Genomic DNA, 19,210 nt, shown 5'->3' with positions numbered 1-19,210 from the left:
CCTTAAAATGATGGTAACCCAAGGAGCGTTGCAGCGAACACAAGCGTTCGTCAGGCTTGGGTTACAGGCGGCGGCTTCCGGCGGCCCCTGCGGCAACGACGCTCACCTTTGCCTCAAGGTGAGTCCGTGTCTGAAACTGAATCTTTACCCAATGTTCCCCCCATGAAGCTGTCCGGCCTGGAGCCGGTCGCCATCGGTGCGGGCACGCTGTTTGTCAATATTGGCGAACGCACCAACGTCACCGGCTCCAAGGCCTTCGCCCGCATGATCCTCAACGGTGAATACGAGCAGGCGCTGGCCGTGGCCCGCCAGCAGGTCGAAAACGGCGCCCAGATCATCGATATCAACATGGACGAGGCCATGCTGGACAGCCAGGCCGCCATGGTGCGCTTCCTGAACCTGATCGCCAGTGAGCCCGACATCGCGCGTGTGCCCATCATGATCGACAGCTCCAAGTGGAGCGTCATCGAAGCCGGCCTGCGCTGCATCCAGGGCAAGGGAATCGTCAACTCGATCTCGATGAAAGAGGGTCTGGAGCCCTTCAAGCAGCAGGCCAAGCTGCTCAAGCGCTACGGCGCGGCAGCGGTGGTGATGGCTTTTGATGAAAAAGGCCAGGCCGACACCTATGAGCGCAAAGTCGAAATCTGCGAGCGCGCCTACCGCGTGCTGGTCGACGAGCTGGACTTTCCGCCCGAAGACATCATCTTCGACCCGAACATTTTCGCGATCGCCACCGGCATCGAAGAGCACAACAACTACGCGGTCGATTTCATCAACGCCACGCGCTGGATCAAGCAGAACCTGCCGGGCGCCAAGGTCTCTGGCGGCGTGTCCAACGTGTCCTTCAGCTTTCGCGGCAACGACCCGGTGCGTGAAGCCATCCACACCGTGTTCCTGTACCACGCGATCCAGGCGGGCATGGACATGGGCATCGTCAACGCCGGCATGGTCGGCGTGTACGACGACCTGGACCCTGTGCTGCGCGAGCGCGTCGAAGACGTGGTGCTCAACCGCACACCGGTCTACAAGCCGGGCGAGCCTGAGCTCACGCCCAGCGAACGCCTGATTGAAGTGGCCGAGACTGCCAGGAGCGGCGCCAAGGACGACAGCAAGAAGAATGAATGGCGTGCCCTGCCGGTGCGCCAGCGCCTGTCGCATGCGCTGGTCCACGGCATGAACGAGCACATCGTGACTGACACCGAAGAGGTCTACCAGGAGATCCTTGCGGAGGGCGGCCGGCCGCTGCACGTCATCGAAGGCCCGCTGATGGACGGCATGAACATCGTCGGTGACCTGTTCGGCCAGGGCAAGATGTTTTTGCCCCAGGTCGTCAAAAGCGCCCGTGTGATGAAGCAGGCCGTGGCGCACCTGCTGCCCTACATCGAAGCCGAAAAGCTGCTGCTCGAAGCCGCCGGCGGTGACGTCAAGACCAAAGGCAAGATCATCATCGCCACGGTCAAGGGTGATGTGCACGACATTGGCAAGAACATCGTGACGGTGGTCTTGCAGTGCAACAACTTTGAAGTCGTCAACATGGGCGTGATGGTGCCCTGCCATGAAATATTGGCGCGCGCCAAGGTTGAAGGCGCCGACATCGTCGGGCTGTCGGGTCTCATCACCCCCAGCCTGGAAGAAATGCAGTATGTGGCCGCCGAGATGCAAAAGGACGATCATTTCCGCATCAAGAAGATTCCGCTGCTGATAGGCGGCGCCACCACCAGCCGCGTGCACACGGCCGTCAAGATCTCCCCGCACTACGAAGGCCCGGTGGTGTATGTGCCCGATGCGTCACGAAGCGTGAGCGTGGCGCAAAGCCTGCTGTCCGACCAGGCCGCCAGATACATCGAAGAGCTGTATACCGACTACGACAAGGTGCGCACCCAGCATGCCAACAAAAAGCAGGTACCGATGTGGCCGCTGGCCAAGGCCCGCGCCAATCCCACGTCAATGAACTGGGCCCACTACACACCGCCCGTGCCCAAGTTCATTGGCCGCCGCGTGTTCAAGAACTTCGACCTGTCGGAGCTGGCCCAGTACATCGACTGGGGTCCTTTCTTCCAGACCTGGGACCTGGCCGGAGCCTTCCCGGCCATTTTGAAAGACGAGGTGGTGGGCACCGAGGCTGTGCGCGTGTACGCCGACGCGCAGCGCATGCTCAAGCGCCTGATCGAAGGCCGCTGGCTCACCGCCAACGGCGTGATGGCGCTGTACCCCGCCAACAGCGTGGGCGACGACATCGAGATCTACACCGACGAGTCGCGCAGCGAAGTGGCCATGACCTGGTACGGCCTGCGCCAGCAAACCGAAAAAACCGCAATTGACGGCGTGATGCGCCCCAGCCGTTGCCTGGCTGATTTTGTCGCACCCAAGGTGCTTGCTCCTGAATTGATAGCTGCTCGCGCTGAATATGCGGGCGCTGCGGGCCAAAACGCCTCAAAAATCCCGGACTACATCGGTCTTTTTGCCGTCACGGCAGGCATTGGCGCCGAGAAAAAGGAAAAGTACTTCCTGGATGACCATGACGATTATTCGTCCATCATGCTCAAGGCGCTGGCTGACCGCCTGGCCGAAGCGTTTGCCGAAAGCCTGCACCAGCGCGTACGCAAGGATTTATGGGGCTATGTGCCGGCCGAGTCACTGGACAGCGAAGCCTTGATCGCCGAAAAATACCAGGGCATACGCCCGGCGCCAGGTTATCCGGCCTGCCCGGACCACAGCGTCAAGAAAGAAATGTTCGAGTTGCTCAAGGCCGAAGAGGTCGGCATGGCGCTGACCGAAAGCCTGGCCATGACACCGGCGGCCAGTGTGAGCGGCTTTTATCTGAGCCACCCGCAAAGCGCCTACTTCAACGTCGGCAAGATCGGCGACGACCAGCTGCAGGACCTGGCCAAGCGGCGCGGCCTGAAGGCCGGCGAGTTGCAGCGCCTGCTGGCACCCAATCTCTGAAAAGCCGTTCACGGTGCGGTGCAAACCGTGAACAGTTTTCAGGGCTGCCGTTGCAATTCGCGTTTACGGCGACTTTGCCGGAAAATAACCTGCGTTTACATAAATACACAGCCGCCTGCCAAAGCGTGTTTACCTTCGCGGCATGGGAAACGTTGAACAACCATAGATGAACTCCCGCCACGGGACCGATTGATTTCACCAGAGGGAATTGCCATGAACACATCCACCGAAACTCTTCAGCCGGGCCAGCAGGCCCCGTCGGCCAGCAAGCCCTTGTGGGCCGCCGTCGGCATACTGGGAGTGGCCGTTCTGGCCATGGGCGGCACCATGATTTACCAGATGCGCAACCCGGTCACGGCGACGCCGGTGGCACTCGCAGCACCGCAAGCCGCGCCGCTAGTGGCGCCGCCCATGGCCGCGGCCAGCAATGCGGCGGACGACATGGCTGAAAAGCCGGTTGCCGCACCCGCCAAGCCCGCGCCCGTGCCGACCAAGAAAGTGGTCAAGCCGACACCAAAACCGGCACCCGTCCCGAGTTATGCGGGCATTTCGCCCGCGCCGGCCCCTTACCCTGCACCGGTCGCCGTAGCGCCGGCGCCTGTGTGCCATGTGTGCGGCGCGGTGGAATCGGTGACGCCGGTTGAGCGCTCCACCAAGCCGGCCGGCCCTGGCGTAGGTGCTGTGGCGGGTGGCGTGCTGGGCGCCGTGCTCGGTAACCAGGTCGGCCATGGCGGTGGGCGTACGGCAGCCACCATCCTGGGTGCGGTGGGTGGCGGTTTCGCCGGCAACGCCATCGAAGGGCATGTTCGCAAGGAAACGGTTTACCAGGTCGGCGTGCGCATGGAAGACGGTTCTCACCGCCTGGTAGAAGTTGCCCAAGCTCCCAGTGTTGGCAGCCGCGTGACGGTGGAAGGGGCGACCTTGCGGACCCAGGACGGCGCCAGTTACGGCCCCAAACCACCGCCGGCCCCCGTGGTCACGCAGCAGCAGTCTCCCGGCTACAGCAACCGCTGATCTAGTCAGAGACCGGAAGGCGCAAGCTTTAGTGCGCCTGCTTGTGTGGGCGCTTGCCCCGTTGAGTCTCCCTTCTGATGCCGCGCGGGATTCCTTCGCGCGGCACGCTCCCTTTTATGCTTCGACGGTGCGATGCTTGGCGCTATGATGGCCCCGCCATCACAAGGAGGATCGCATGCGTCGTTTTTTTGTGGCCGTGCTGGTACTTGCCGGAAGTCTGCACGCCTTTGCGGCAGGACCCAAACCCGGACTGAACAACCTGGAATTTGCCGGTGCGCACGACCAGAACACACCCGTACTGCTGAGCGCCGCCTCACGCCCCGTGCCTTTTCGYGGCGCTGATGGGCGTGTGCACATCGACTACGAGCTGCAGGTCACCAATGCGCGGGCCGCGCCGGTCAAGCTGGTATCGCTGGAGGTATTGGATGCCGCTTCCGGCAAGGTGTTGACCACCGTCGCCGGGGCGGATGTTGCCGGCACTTTTTCGTTGCTGGACGGCGCGGGCGGTGACAGCATCGGCGCGGCACAGGCCGGTTTGTTCTGGATTGACGTAGTGCTGGAGGCCGGCCAGGCTCTCCCCAAAGCCCTGTCGCATCGCGTGGTGACCTCCGCACCTGAAGTCAGGCTCACGGCCGCCGTCAAACCTGCGAGTGAAGGCCTTGTCCAGACGTCGCAAACCGGTGGCACCGTGTCTGTCAGCACCCGGCCCGCGCCGTTGATCGGCCCTCCGCTTGAGGGCTCCGGCTGGGTTGCGTTCAATGGCTGCTGCAGGGAGGTTCCGCACCGGCGTGCCGGCATCCCGGTGAACGGCGTTCTCTACGTCAGCCAGCGGTTTGCAATCGACTGGATCAAGATAGACGCGAACTCGCAGCAAAGCAACGGCGACAGCAACAAGAACGAAAACTGGCCGACCTATGGGCAAAAAGCGATTGCCGTAGCGGATGCCAAAGTGGTTTCCGTGCTCGACGGGCTGCCTGAGCGGGTGCCTAACGCCTTGCCGCCCGACACGACCATGCAAAACGTGACGGGCAACCATGTGATCCTGGACCTGGGACGTGGCTACTACGCGTTTTATGCACATCTGCAGCCGGGCTCGCTGAAGGTGGGTGTCGGCGACCGCGTCAAGCGCGGCCAGGTGCTGGCGCTGCTGGGAAATTCCGGCAACACCACTGCACCGCACCTGCATTTCCATGTGTCGGACGGCATCGGCCCCTTGTCATCGCAAGGGGTGCCCTACGTGATCGACGCGTTTACGGCCAGGGGGGTTGCTACGGACGTGACCGATCAGGGCAAAGTGGTGTGGACGGCATTGCCGCAGCAGCAGGCCATTCAGCGCGCCACCCTGCCCATGAATGGCTACGTGGTTGATTTCCCCTCTTTGAAGTGAAGCTTGGGCGCTGCGAGCTACGCATTCCCTTGACGCGTGGCACGGCCCCGGCGGCCACCGTACCAACATGTTCAGACTTGCACTAACCCTTTTTGGCGGCGATGCGCTCGTGAAGCGCTGGAAGATCTTTCTGGTGGCGGGCCTGCTCGCGGTGTTGCTGGGTGTCGTGGTGCTGATAGACCTGGTCGATGGTGTGACCGACATGGCCGGCTGGGTGTTCGGCGCCGTGTTGCTGTTGCAAGGCCTGGTGGAACTGGTGATAGGCACCACACACACGCGTGCGCGGCGGCGCTTTGAAATGTTGCGCGGCGCGGCCATGGTGGTGTTTGCCTGTCTGCTGCTGGACTTCCCCTGGGACAATTCGATTGCTGCAGGCGTTCTTTTCGCCGCCGCATTTACCTTCAATGGACTGGTCCGCATTGCGTCAAGTCTTTTGATCCGGTATCCGAACTGGCGCATCTCCAACATCATCGGTTGGGGTTATCTGGTCATGGCGATATTGCTGGTGACCGACTGGCCCCTGCCTTCCGCGATGAACGTGTCTTTTTGCACCGGCCTTGCACTGATGGCGGGCGGCTACGTCGTGATGCGCGGCGCCTGGCGCCTGCAACGCTTGCCGCCGGGGTCACGGCTTGCGGCCATCGAGCTCTATAAAAGGAAAAGGGAGATGGGTGCCAGTACGCCGCTATCCCCCCCGCCCGCAGGTGCCAGCATGTCCGGCGAACAGATGGTGGTTCACATCTGGACCGCCGTGGATCAAAGCGAAGAACGCATCCGGCTTCCGCTGGTCGACCGGTACATCGCGGCCCTCTCCCGCAAGGGCAGCGTTACTACCGGCCATGTCGCGCTGGAGTGCGGGCCGCAGCTGTATATCAGCCACCATCCACGCGTGCGCCTGACCATCACGCAGCGCAATCTTGTCGACCAGGTGCGCGCCACACAAAGCAATGACCATCCAGGCATGTGGCTTCCTTCTTATGAGCAGGAAGCCGGTGCGACGCGCCCTTCAACCTTTCGCATCCGCTTTCGCCTGTTTAACCGCGGCCACCTGCAGTCATTCTGGGAAGCGTACCGTCAGGACGACACCTATAACCTGACGCACCGCAACTGCTCGGTGGTCGTGACCGAGGCTATCGACGCCGCGATGGAAGGTGTATTTGCCGACAAACCTTTCTGGCGAACCCTGCTGCGCCTGGCCTTTCACCCCGACATGTGGCTGGCCGGAAGCGTTCGGGTGCGTGCCGAATCGATCGCGTGGACACCCGGGTTGGCGCTGGATTATGCCGGCGCGATCCGGCGCATCACCCATCCGCATCAGGACTTGAGGGTGCACCTTGCGCGCTGGTGGAAGACGCGCCGGCCCCAACGTCAGCGCGCAAAAAAAATCCCTTGAAAGCTCAGCGAGAAGGTTGACCTGCGCTGTGTGAAGGTCGGACTCCCGAAGTCCGGATTTAGTGGCCGTTCCAGGGTCTGGCGACACCCATCCAAAAGGAAAAAGCATCAGGGCTGACGAACCTCAAAGGCGCAGTCCTTGCCGCAGGCAACCTGTCTGCGTTCGACAGCCGGTGCATGTACGGCGCGTGTCGCACGGGTGCTATTGGCCATTCCCGCTTGCGGGAGCTGCATGGGCCGTAGATACCGCCCTCTGTCCGTTGTGAGGGATTCCGTTCACAAAAGCCGCAGTCACGCCTGGCTCAACAGCGGTTTCTTCGGGTATTTCCGCCTGCTGCCAAAAATGTCCACTTGGTTTGCATCGGCACAACGAAAAATTACATAAGGAAACATATACAACTAATAGGGTTGTTAAAAAGTTCCACTTCTGTCACTTCAGACTAACAAAGTAGTAAATTTAGTATTAGAAAAATCGCAACATAGTTAATCTTCGTACTGTTTGTTACCTGTATGTTGTCTGACATGAGACATGCCGAGTGAACGCTGTACGTCCTCTGCCAGCGTTGACTCGGTGCTCCTGCGGACTGCCTACCGGCACGGTTCCCAAGCATTCAAAGAGTCGAACTGCCTATGTTGTCCTCGAAATTTCTGGCGAAAGCCTCTGCCGGCTCCTTGCTTCGTGCTGCGGCTCTCGGATTGGCCATTGGATTGATGCCCGTTGCGGCCCAAGCCTTGACGGCTTCGGTGACCGCGATCATTCCGGCACAGGGGATGTATCCCGGCGAGACGGCAACCTTGCGGATTACCTTGTCCAACAGCGATCCGGTGCCCGCCACCAACGTGGACTTCAGCAACAGCCTGCCTGGCCTTCTGCCCAACGGCCTCAGCGTTGCGTCTGCGGCCATAAATGGTTGCGGTGGGGCTTTGACCGCCAACCCGGGAACTCAGGCGCTTGCCCTGGCTGGCGGCACCATACCTGCCGCCGCCGGCGGGATTGACGGCCAGTGTGTCATCGATATTCCGGTGACGGTCGGCACCTCGACCGGCAACGCAACCTCCTATGCGTATCAAATCTTCAATGGCGCGGTCACCAGTACCGGCGGAAGCAACGTTGGAGACGTGTCGCAGACCTTTACGGTGCGGGCGCTGCAGCAACCGCAAATTTCGAAGGCATTCACCAGCTCGACGCTGGTACTGGGAGGCGCTTCGACACCTCTGACCATCACGCTGGTCAACCCGAACCCGGTGGCAATTTCCGGGTTCAGCATCACCGATAACTTTCCCCAGCTCGGTGGCAGCGCCATCATGAAGGTCGCGGCAACGCCCGGCGCGAATGCAACCTGCACCAGCGGTCCGGTACCGGCCTTCAATCCCGCACCGGCAGCGGGCGCAACCAGTGTGACCGGCACCGGAGATCTGCCGGCAAACGGGAGTTGCACCTTCGTTGTGAATGTGGAGGCGAACCAGACCAACGGCCAGTTCTCGACCGGTGCCCAGAACAACATCATCAACCGGAGCACCGACTTCACCAATGTGCTTGGACTCCCCGCCCAGGCCAATGCGCAGGCCAGCGTGACGGTCCGGTCTCCGCTCGGTGTGTCCAAGGGCTTTACGCCCAGCACCTCCCTTTCAAGCGGTGCCACGGGCTTTCTTACCCTCACCTTGAGCAATAGCGGCAATACGCCACTGACTGTCACCACCTTTGATGACACGCCGATCGACGGGATTGGTGGCGTCGACCCGACAAAAGGGTTAAACGTCACATCGGCGGTGACCAGCTGTGCGGGCGGCGCCGCTGCCGCGATCAACAGCAACAAAGGCGTCAGGCTGACCGGCGGGACCATTCCCGCCAATGGCAGCTGCACGGTGACAGTGAACTTCACCGCAGCTGTTCAGGTGAACGGCGTGCCGGTTACCTACACCAACAGCATCCCCCAAGGCGCCGTGGATGTGGGCGATCCCGCCATCAAGAGCCAGGCGGTATCGGCCACCATCCTGGTTGCCGACGACCTCCGTGTTCTCAAATCGGTACAACCCACGACACCTGTGGCGCCGGGCAACCCGATCCAGTACCAGATCACCGTGCAAAACTTCGGCGCTGGTGCGATCAATACCGTATCGGTGACGGACAACTTCACCAACGGCCAGACATTCCTCACCGGCACGATCAACGGCTTGAATTACACGCCGACTGTCAGCGCGGGCTGCGGCAACGTCAACTCTGCGAGCGCACTGGGCAGCAATGCGCCGGTCTTTACCATTGACACCGTCCCGGCCCGCACCAGTGTCAGCGTACCGGGTGCCTGCACCATCACCATGTGGGCCATGGCGTCCACTGTTGCGGTGGCCACCTCGAACAACGTCATCGCTGCCGGTGGGGTTTGCTACAACGGCGGCGCCACTTGCAACGGGGGTGCTTCCAACTCCACCAGCGTAGGCACCAACCCGCCTGTGCTCGCTGCAACGAAGGCGTTTGCCCAGTCCTCTCCCGGCGCCAGCACGTTTGCCGAGGGAACCATTGTCCGCATGACCATCACGCTGACGAACAAGTCGGCGAACCCACTGACCAACGTTGCGGTCTCGGATACTCTGCAATTGGCAACCAGCGGTGGGGGGCAGCTTCGCATCGCCAATCCGGCCAACGCGGCAAGCACCTGCGGCGCCCCCGCCATCACGGCGGTTGCCGGTTCCACTTCGATCGGCATCACTGGCGGCACCGTTCCGGCTCGCGCCAACAACGGCACGGGTGCGGACGGCAGCTGTAACTTGCAGGTGGATGTCGTAGGGCCGGCCGGCGTTTATAACAACACCGCGACGGTCGACGGCACCGAAACCTACGGGAACGGCACGACACACACACTGGGTACGGTATCAACCAACACCCCCCAGCTGACCTACACCTCCGCGCTGACCGCGAACAAGAGCTTCAATCCACCCAGCGTGTCCTCGGGCGGCAAATCAACGGTCACGGTTCAGCTCCTGAATTCGAGCGCGCTTGCACTGACAAACGTCAGTGTGACCGACCCCCTCCCGGCGGGCATGGTGCTGGCCACCCCGCCCAATGCGCAGACGACCTGCGCGGGAAGCACATCCATCACGGCTGTTGCAGGGGCAGGCAGCGCAACCCTGACCGGTGCCAATGTGGCGGGCGGCGGAAATTGCGCCTTCCTGTTTGATGTGGTGGCAACAGGTGCCGCGAACTGGGTCAACAGCATCCCTCCCAACGGCATCCTCGCGGACGGCGGCGTGCGTAATGTCACCGCCGTTGTCGGCACGCTGCTTTTCAATGCCCCCACCGGCCTGGCCGTCAGCAAAACGACTTCCATCAGTTCCCTGGCCTTCCCCGGCCAGGTGAGCCGGCTGACGATCAACCTATCCAACGGGTCCCAGGCGGTTACCAACCTGGACATCACCGACTACTTCACGGTCGGCGGTGTTGCAGGCGGCACCAACAATGGGTGGGTGGTGACACCTACCCCGGCAACCGCAACGACGTGCCCGGGCGGGGTTGTGACCGCTGCGGCGGGCGCGCGATCGGTCCGTCTGTCAGGGGCAAACCTGGCGGTAAACGCGACCTGCCAGATATCGGTCAACGTGACGTCTGCCGTAACCGGTGGCAACACGAACACCATTCCGCCCGGTGCCATCATCACCGACCAGAACCTGACCAATGCCAACCCGGGAACGACCAGCCTGGCGATCAGCACGAACATTGGCATCGTCAAGCAGTTCACGCCCAACGTGGTGGCGCCGGGTACCCGGTCCCGCTTGCGCATCACTTTCTATAACCCGCTTTCACAGCCCGTCAGCGACCTGGCGGTCACCGACACCTTGCCGGCCGGCGTGACTGTTCCCAGTGGCGCGAATCCGACGACGACATGTCAGGGTGCGACGGTCTCTTCGACGGCCAACACGGTGCAACTTTCGGGCGGCATCATCGTCGCCGCGGCCGGAAATGTGCCAGCAACCTGCCAGGTGGAAATCGACGTCTTTGTGGCGGCGCAAGGCGACTATGTCAACACCATTCCAGCCAACGCACTGACGGCAAGCGCGGGCGGCAATGCCCTGGCGAACACCCAGCCTACGAGCGATACGCTGCGCGCGAAGTCACCGGTAGTGGTGCACAAGGCCTTCAGCGCCCGCACACTGGATGCAGGCAATCCTGTCGGGTTCACAACCGGGTCCGACACCAAGGCGCCTGGCGCGGTGTCGGTGATGACGATTCGTTTCGACAATCCCAACAACACACAGCTCAACGGCATGACCTTGACGGACGCATTGCCCGCCGGACTTGTCGTCGCGCCTACGCCAGCTGCGGCCACGACCTGTGCAGGCGGCACTGTTGTTGCCGCAGCGTCCGCCACCAGCGTTCGCCTGACCGGGGCCACACTCGCAGCCAATGGGTTCTGTACCGTCACGGTGAATGTTCTGAGCAACATTTCGGGCGTGTACACCAACACCATCCCGACCGGGAGCATTACTACCACCGAGGGCGTCACCAACCAGGAGCCCACCAGCGCACAGCTCATTACCTCCACCCCGCCGACCGTCGGCAAGCAGTTCACCCCTGCGGTGATCCCACCGAGCGGCGTATCGCGCCTGAGCATCGTCATCGGCAACACGAACGCCGCAGCAATGACCTTGAGCGCGGATTTTGACGACGTCCTGCCGACGGCACCCGGCCAGATCCGTTTGACGGCAGCTCCGGGCATGACGACCTCCTGCGGTGGAACTGTCGTGGCTGCCGCCAACGCCACCAGCGTGAGGCTCAATAGCGGCGGCACGGTCCCCGCAGGTGGCTGTACGATTGATGTCAATGTGACGGGGCTGACGGCTGGCGTACACACCAACAACATTCCCGCCGGTGCCCTGCAAACGAATCTGGGCAACAACCAGGCGCCTGCCAATGCGACGTTGACGATCAGCACCCTTGGCTACATCTCCGGCAAGGTTTTCAGAGACAACAACGTCACGCCCAACGGCACCTTTCAGAACGGCACCGACACGGGGATCGCCGGGGTCGGCATTGAACTGCGCAGCGGCGCAAACTGCAGTGGCGCACTGCTGACGACAGGAACCACCGATGCGCTCGGCAACTACCTGTTCTCCTCACTGGCAGCCGGCAGCTACTCCGTTTGCCAGCCAGCGCAGCCCGCGGCAACCACCAACGGCATCACGACCGCCGGCCCCATCAGTGGCATCAATGGCAGCACGGGTTCAGCCGGTGCGGCATCCAACCCCACGGCTACCACCAGCCAGATCACCAACGTGGTTCTCAATGGTGACGGCGCAGCCGCCGAAATTTCGGGCTCCGCCAACAACAACTTTGCCGAAGTCGTTCCTTCGACCATTTCAGGCAAAGTGTTCAAGGACCTGAACAACAACGGCGCACAGGACGGCGCAGACGATCCGCTCGCAGGCGTCACCATCGAGCTCAGGGACGCAGGCAATGCACTGATCGCGACCACGGTCACCGACGCGACGGGCAACTATTCGTTCGGCAATCTTTTGCCTGGAACTTACAGCGTGGTGGAGCCCGCACAACCCGCCGGCACCTCCAACGGCATTACCACCGCGGGTGCTGTTCCGAATGGCGGAACACCCGGAACGGCGACCACACCGGCCGTCACACCGAGCCGGATCAGCAGCATCGTGCTGCCGCCCAATACGGTTTCGAGCGGCAACAACTTCGCCGAGGTGTCCAATGGCGGCACGATTTCCGGCAAGGTCTTCCTGGACTATGACAACAGCGGCCTGATGAATGGAAGCGATCACGGCATCGGCGGACAGACGATCAATCTGACGGGCACCGACATCAATGGGCTCGCTGTCTCCAGGTCAACAGTCACGCTGGCCGACGGAACCTATAGCTTCACCGGGTTGGCCCAGGGTACCTATACCGTGACACAGCCGTTGCCCCAGGCGACGGGCACGACCAATGGCCAGACCATTGCCGGTAGCACGGGTGGAACGGCGACCTTGCCAGCCAATCCGGTGTCCTCGATCTCGAACATTCCGCTCGCCACCGCTAACGCCGTGTCGGCTGACAACAATTTCGCTGAAATCCCGGGCAATGCGCCTGATCTTGCGATCGCCAAAACGCACGCGCCGGTCAGCTTCGCCCAGGGATCCAGCACGGGCTTCTACACCATCACCGTCTCCAACGTCGGTGCAGCGGCGACGTCCGCCACCGTGACGGTGGTCGACACCTTGCCCGTGGGTATGACTGTAGCTGCCGTCAATGGCGGCGCAACGTGGTCTTGCTCCAACACCGCCACAACCGTCACCTGCAACACCAACAGCGTGATCGCATCCGGGGCGACGGCGCCCGTTATCACGGTGCGTGTTGCGGTGGCTGCCGGTTTGTCCGGACAGGTCCTGGTGAACACGGCTGTGGTTTCCGGCGGCAATGAGCCCAGCGGCTTTTCCGGCAACAACACGGCAACCGACCCCACGGCGATCTCCGATGTGGCGGCGGTACAGGGCAGCGTGTGGCGCGACCTCAACCATGACCGCATCAAGGACCCAGGTGAACCATTGGTCCCGGGCTGGATCGTCGAGCTGACACTCGGCGGCGTGGTGGTGGGTACCACCACCTCCGACGCAAACGGCGCTTACAGCTTTCCCAGCGTGGCGCCGGGCTCGGGTTACCAGATCCGCTTTCGGGAGCCCACAAGCGGGCGCATCTATGGACGCCCAGTGCCCAATGAGACCGGATTGCCCTATACGAATGGACAGGTGAATTCGACCTCCAACCCGGCCGGTGCGAACAATACCGACGGAACGTTAAGAGGCCTTACGCTAACCGCTGGCACCACGACCTTGGCCCAGAGCCTGCCGCTGGATCCGAGCGGGGTGATTTATGACGCGGTCAGCCGTCAGCCTGTACCCAACGCCATCGTCACACTCTCGGCCCCAGGCCTCACCGCAGCCGACGTGATTGGCGGCAGCCTGACGCAGACCACCGGTGCTGATGGTTCTTACCAGTTCCTGTTGCTGGGCGGCGCTCCGGCAGGCGCGACCTTGTACACGCTGACGGTGACGTCGCCACCGGGCTACCTGCCCGGTCCGTCGGCGATTATTCCGGCCTGTACCGCGACCCTGGGCGTGGGCCTGGCGCCTCCGAGCCCAGACCCGGCATTGGTGCAGAACAGCAACTTCGCACCCACAGCGGGCGTGCCGCTGCACAACCCCGCAGCTTGCCCCAACAACACCCTGGCCCTTGCGGGCGGTGCGGCCACGACCCAGTACTTCTACACGTTCACCTTCGCCGCAGTTCCAGGCTCTGCCAACGTGTTGAACAACCATATCCCGCTGGACCCGGTGTTGGGTGGCGCGATTGTGATGACAAAGAGCACACCGCTGGTCAACGTGGTCCGTGGCGACCTGGTGCCGTACAACATCACGGCGACCAACACGCTGAATGCGGTGCTCGGCAACATCAACATCGTGGATGTGATTCCGGCGGGCTTCAGGTATCGCACCGGCTCGGCATCGCTCAATGGCGTGGCACTTGAGCCCACGGTGAGCGGACGCAACCTCACCTGGGCCGGCCAGACGTTTACCGCAGGTGAGCGCAAAACACTGCGCATGCTGCTGGTGGTCGGCAGCGGTGTGTCGGAAGGTACTTACGTTAATCAGGTCGCAGCCCGCAATGCGCTGGTCAACGCCCAGGTGTCCAACACGGCCACAGCGACGGTGCGTGTGGTCCCCGATCCCACCTTCGATTGCTCCGACATCATCGGCAAGGTCTTTGACGACAAGAACGCCAATGGTTACCAGGACGAGGGGGAGCCGGGCATCGCGAATGTCCGCATTGCAACTGCGCGCGGGTTGCTGGTTACCAGCGACCATGATGGACGCTTCCACGTGGCTTGCGCGGCAATCCCGAACGCTGATCGCGGTTCCAACTTCGTGATGAAGGTGGACGAAAGAACCCTGCCTTCGGGCTATCGGTTGACAACCGAAAACCCGCGTGATGTCCGGGTGACACGCGGCAAGATGGTGAAGCTCAATTTCGGCGCGACGGTCCATCGTGTGGTCCGGCTCGAACTCTCCGGCGCTGCATTCCTGAACGACGGCACGGAGTTGCAGCCTGCGTATCTCGCGGTGCTGGAAAAGCTGCCTTCGCAACTGGCGACACGTCCATCCATCCTGCGCATTGCCTATCACCGAGGCGCCGAGGCGGCAGGGCTTGCGGAAAAACGCGTGTCGGCGATCAGTGACCGGATACAGACCTTGTGGAAGGAAAGGCGAAAGAAGGAGCGCGCGGAAACAGACAGTGAACCCCTCCATCCCTTGATGATTGAGACCGAGCTGGAGTCGGCGAAATGAATTTCCGTACACACACCATTGCAGTAGCCGTCAGCGTCCTTTGTGCAGGGTCTTCTGTATGGGCCGCTACCGAAGTCAGCGGCAAGCGAATTGACAATGGCCGCATCGACCTGTTCTCGACGCCTCCGCCTTCGGAGGTGCAGCCAGCCATCAGCTACCCGTTGCCTTCGGGCGTTACGCGGGAAGAGGCGGCAGGCATGCGCAGCCGCGCCGCACAGGTGCCGCAGAGCGTCGCCTCCGTCAACAAGGCGCTGGAAGAAGCCAGCGGCCTGAGCCTTTTTGTATCGGGCAAGGCCGAGTTGCTGCCCGCCGCCAAAGCGTCCATCGAAGCGCTGGCCGCCGAGATACGCGCCAGGGGGGCATCGTCTCCAGGCATGCGCATTGCTGTTGTCGGGCACACGGACAACCAGCGTCTGGCGCCTGAAACCAGGCGGATCTTCAGGGATAACCAGGGGCTCTCTGAGGCCCGTGCTTTGGCGGTTGCAGCCTATCTCAAGCAGCAGCTGAACAATCCCGCCATCACTTATTCGATCGAAGGTGCAGGCGAGAACAAACCGTTGGCATCGAACGCAACGTCTGAAGGGATGGCCCGCAATCGCCGCGTCGAGCTGCGCGTGTGGTTCGATGCCGCAGCGCCGGCGGGCGTTCCTGTTCCGCTGGCGGCCGCCAAGCCCTGCACGCCACAGGCCGTGGGGCAGTCCACTGTGCCGTTTCGCATCACGATTGATGGCGAGCCGATCAATACCTCCGAGATTCCCAATGAGGCAGATGGCCAGCGGTGCGCCGACGTCGCGCTCGAGAAGGCTGACATCCAGGTGCGTTATGACAGCCTGGCCATTGCGCCGGTGATGAATGCCTGGGCCACACCCAATGCAGCGGTCAAGGGCGAGGTGGCGGAGTTTCGGGCCTGGTCAAACTACATTCCCTGGATCAAAAAGGCCGAACTGCGGCTTTTCCGTGCAGGGCAGAAGACACAGGAGCATCCTTTTGAGGTCGTGCCCATCACATGGTCAGGCGCGCTCAACTGGACCGTTCCGGCCAACACAGCCGGCGACCAGGTGTTCTACCTCCTGCGTGTTTATGACGCCCAGGGGCGTTTCGACGAGACCAGTCTGAAATCCCTGAACCTTCTGGCGCGCGCCATGCCGGTCAATGAAGATGCGGAGAAGCTCGAGCGCGAGCGGCTGACGGGGTATGGCGAAAACAGCCTGGCTTTGCGCAATATTCCGGTCACCGGGGGCACGGTCACGGTCAACGGTACCAATCTCAAGCCGGGCCAACGTATCGAAGCGCTGGGGCTGGAGCTGCCGATCGATGCGCAGGGCAAGTTCGCCATGAAACAAATCATGCCGGCAGGTCCGCAGTCTGTAGAGGTGACGCTGAAAGAGTCGGACGGGCGCGCAAGCACCTTTCGCCGCAACCTCAACATCGCCGCGGATGACTGGTTTTACCTGGCACTAGGGGATTTGACGGTCGGGAAAAACAACGTCTCCGGGCCTGCGAAACTGGTGACAGGTGACATGAGTCACTACGAAGACAAGGTGTATGTCGATGGCCGCGCCGCTTTTTACCTCAAGGGGAAAATCAAGGGCGAATGGCTGCTGACGGCTTCGGCCGATACCCGGGAAGGTCCTATCGAGGACCTGTTTTCCAACTTCTCCAGCAAGGATCCCAAATACCTTCTGCGCAGTATTGACCCCAACCTCTATTACCCCGTCTACGGCGATGACAGCACAACGGTGGATGATGCGCCGACGCAGGGCAAGTTTTTTGTCAAACTGCAAAAAGGCGACTCGCACGTCATGTGGGGTAACTTCCAGACCTCGTGGAGCGGAACGGAGCTGATGCAATACTCACGCGGCCTGTATGGCGCACAGGTACGCTACCGCTCTGAAGATGCCACGACCTATGGCGAAAAACAGACCCAGATTGATGCTTTTGCCGCCGATCCGGGAACGCTGGCTTCGCGCGAGGAGTTTCGCGGCACGGGAGGCTCGCTGTACTACCTGCGCCACCTCGACATCACACAGGGCTCGGAGCGCGTCTGGATCGAGGTCCGCGACAAGGACTCCGGCATGGTGATCGAGCGCCGCGAGCTCGCACCTACGCAGGATTACGAGATCAACTACCTTCAAGGCCGTATTCTGTTGCAGTCGCCCTTGTCCGCGACTGGCGCCGGCGCCGGCCTGATCATGGCGTCTGCGGTAGGCGGCCAGCCGGTCTACCTCGTGACGACATACGAGTTTGCGCCCGGCGTCACGGCCATCAACAACCTGTCGACCGGCATTCGCGCGAGCCAATGGCTGAACGACCATGTGCAGCTGGGCGCCAGCAGCTACCACCAGGGCGAAACAGGATCCAGCCAGACGCTCAAGGGAATCGACGGGACGCTGCGCTACAAGCCTGGCACCTGGCTGAAGTTTGAGGCGGCACGCTCAAAGGGGCCGGGCAATGGGGCCCAAACCTCTCTTGATGGCGGCTTTGGATTTAACACGCTGAACAACGGCGGCATCCAGTCGGCCGGCGCAGAACGTCTGGAAGGCTCGGTGGATCTCGCCGAAGTCACCGACAGCATGAAGGGGAAGATCACCTCTTATGTCCAGAACCGTGACCGCGGTTATTCGGCCCCAGGGCAGATTGGCATAGGCGGCGAGGCGGTCCGGCAGGCCGGTGCCGCTGCCGATGTGGAGCTTGCTCCGGGCACGCGCGTGCTGGTCAAGGCAGACAAGCGCGACGGCGATCTGCAGAATAACCAGAACGCCGAGCTTGCGGTGCGGCAGACGCTGAACAGCGAATGGGAAGTCGCTGTCGGGGTCCGTGCGGACGATCGTTCCAATGTCACGCCGAATGCCAGTCCGTTGCTTTCCCAGACCGGATCGCGCACGGATGCGCAGGTGAGGGCGGATTACCGGCCTGATCGTGCGGGTGGAAAACCCGGCGAAAAAGAAAACTGGGAAGCTTACGGTTACGTTCAGGGGACGCTGGAGCGTGACGATACGCGCGACCCCAACAACCGCGTCGGCCTGGGTGGCGCACTGCAAGTCAGCGAACGCGTGAAGCTCAGCGGCGAAGCATCCGGCGGCAGCATGGGCGCCGGCGGCAAGCTGGGCGCCGACTACCGCATCTCCGACCGGAGCAATGCCTATCTGGCGTACACGATGGAAACAGAAAGCCCGGATGTCGCGTGGCGCGGCCGCCAAGGGACGCTGGTCTCTGGTGCAAGCACCCGCGTGTCCGATCAATTGCGGGTGTTCGGCGAGGGCCGTGCAGTCAATGGGGCCGGCCCGCAAAGCTTGACGCAAGCCTTTGGCATGGACTGGTCGCCCAATGACCGCTGGAACTGGGGCGCCAAGGTCGAGTTCGGAACCGTGTCCGATCCCTTGGCCGGTGACCTCAGGCGCCGTGCGCTCGGTGGCTCTGTCGGCTACAAAAAGGACAGCCTGAAATACGGCGGTAATCTTGAGTGGCGCAACGACCGGAGCAATGTGTCCGGCGAACGTACCACCTGGCTGATGCGCAACACGGTGGGCATGCAGGTGGACCCTGCCTGGCGCGTGCTGGGCAAGCTCAATATCTCGCGTTCAAGCAACAGCCAGGGGGCCTTTGTCGACGGTAACTACCATGAGTTTGTGCTGGGCAGCGCCTACCGGCCGGTTGACAACGACCGCTGGAACACCCTGTTCAAGTACACCAACCTGCACAACGTGCCGACCGCGGGCCAGCTGACCCCTTCGGGCCAGGCGGCCGACTACGCGCAGCGCAGCCAGGTGTTTTCCGTCGACACGATTTACGACGTGAAGCCGTGGCTTTCCGTCGGCGCCAAATACGCGTTCCGCATCGGCGAGCTGAAAATGCCGGTTGCCGGCGGGGAGTGGTTCTCCAGCCGTGCTGATCTTCTGATCTTCCGGGCGGATCTTCACCTGGTCAAGGAGTGGGACGCCCTGATTGAATGGCGCAACCTGCGCGCCACGGAGGCGCAGGATGCAAAAGCCGGCATGCTCCTCGGTGTCTATCGCCACCTTGGCAAGGGGGTGAAGGTTGGGGTGGGATACAACTTCACCAAGTATTCCGATGACCTGACCGACCTGTCTTACCGCAGCCGGGGCTGGTTCCTGAATGTGCTTGCCACCTATTGAA

At 62.1% G+C, this 19,210-nt stretch carries 6 protein-coding genes and 1 riboswitch; all 6 genes read left to right on the top strand.

Annotation, left to right across the window (positions count from 1 at the left end):
• Window positions 1–14: 14 nt before the first annotated feature.
• A riboswitch (S-adenosyl-L-homocysteine riboswitch) is annotated at window positions 15–111 on the top strand.
• A gap of 15 nt (window positions 112–126) precedes the next feature.
• The 6 genes from metH (at window position 127) to AC1DY9_RS15535 (ending at window position 19,209) form a co-directional block, all read left to right on the top strand.
• Window positions 127–2,946: a methionine synthase gene (gene metH / locus AC1DY9_RS15560; RefSeq protein ID WP_477666989.1), complete on the top strand. Its 2,820-nt coding sequence runs from the start codon at window positions 127–129 to the stop codon at window positions 2,944–2,946.
• Window positions 2,947–3,159: 213 nt separating this feature from the next.
• A complete protein-coding gene (locus AC1DY9_RS15555; RefSeq protein ID WP_477666988.1) occupies window positions 3,160–3,960 on the top strand; it encodes a glycine zipper 2TM domain-containing protein in 801 nt (266 codons plus the stop codon).
• 175 nt (window positions 3,961–4,135) lie between these two features.
• Window positions 4,136–5,347 carry a M23 family metallopeptidase gene (locus AC1DY9_RS15550; protein ID WP_457281754.1) on the top strand — a complete coding sequence of 404 codons (1,212 nt, stop codon included), beginning with the start codon at window positions 4,136–4,138 and terminating at the stop codon, window positions 5,345–5,347.
• 67 nt (window positions 5,348–5,414) lie between these two features.
• The gene (locus tag AC1DY9_RS15545; RefSeq protein ID WP_457281753.1) at window positions 5,415–6,740 is read left to right on the top strand and encodes an HdeD family acid-resistance protein; all 1,326 of its coding nucleotides are present in this window, start codon (window positions 5,415–5,417) and stop codon (window positions 6,738–6,740) included.
• A gap of 629 nt (window positions 6,741–7,369) precedes the next feature.
• Entirely contained in the window at window positions 7,370–15,073 is a 7,704-nt protein-coding gene (locus tag AC1DY9_RS15540) for a DUF7933 domain-containing protein (RefSeq protein WP_477666987.1), read from the top strand.
• Window positions 15,070–19,209, top strand: coding sequence for an OmpA family protein (locus AC1DY9_RS15535; protein WP_477666986.1), 4,140 nt, complete (start codon window positions 15,070–15,072; stop codon window positions 19,207–19,209). Before AC1DY9_RS15540 ends, AC1DY9_RS15535 begins: the two co-directional genes overlap by 4 nt.
• Window position 19,210: the final 1 nt, after the last annotated feature.

It is taken from the genome of Polaromonas sp. P1_F6, assembly GCF_056405695.1.
The sequence above is the reverse complement of the archived record's forward strand: the minus strand, read 5'-3'. Positions and strand labels throughout refer to the sequence as shown.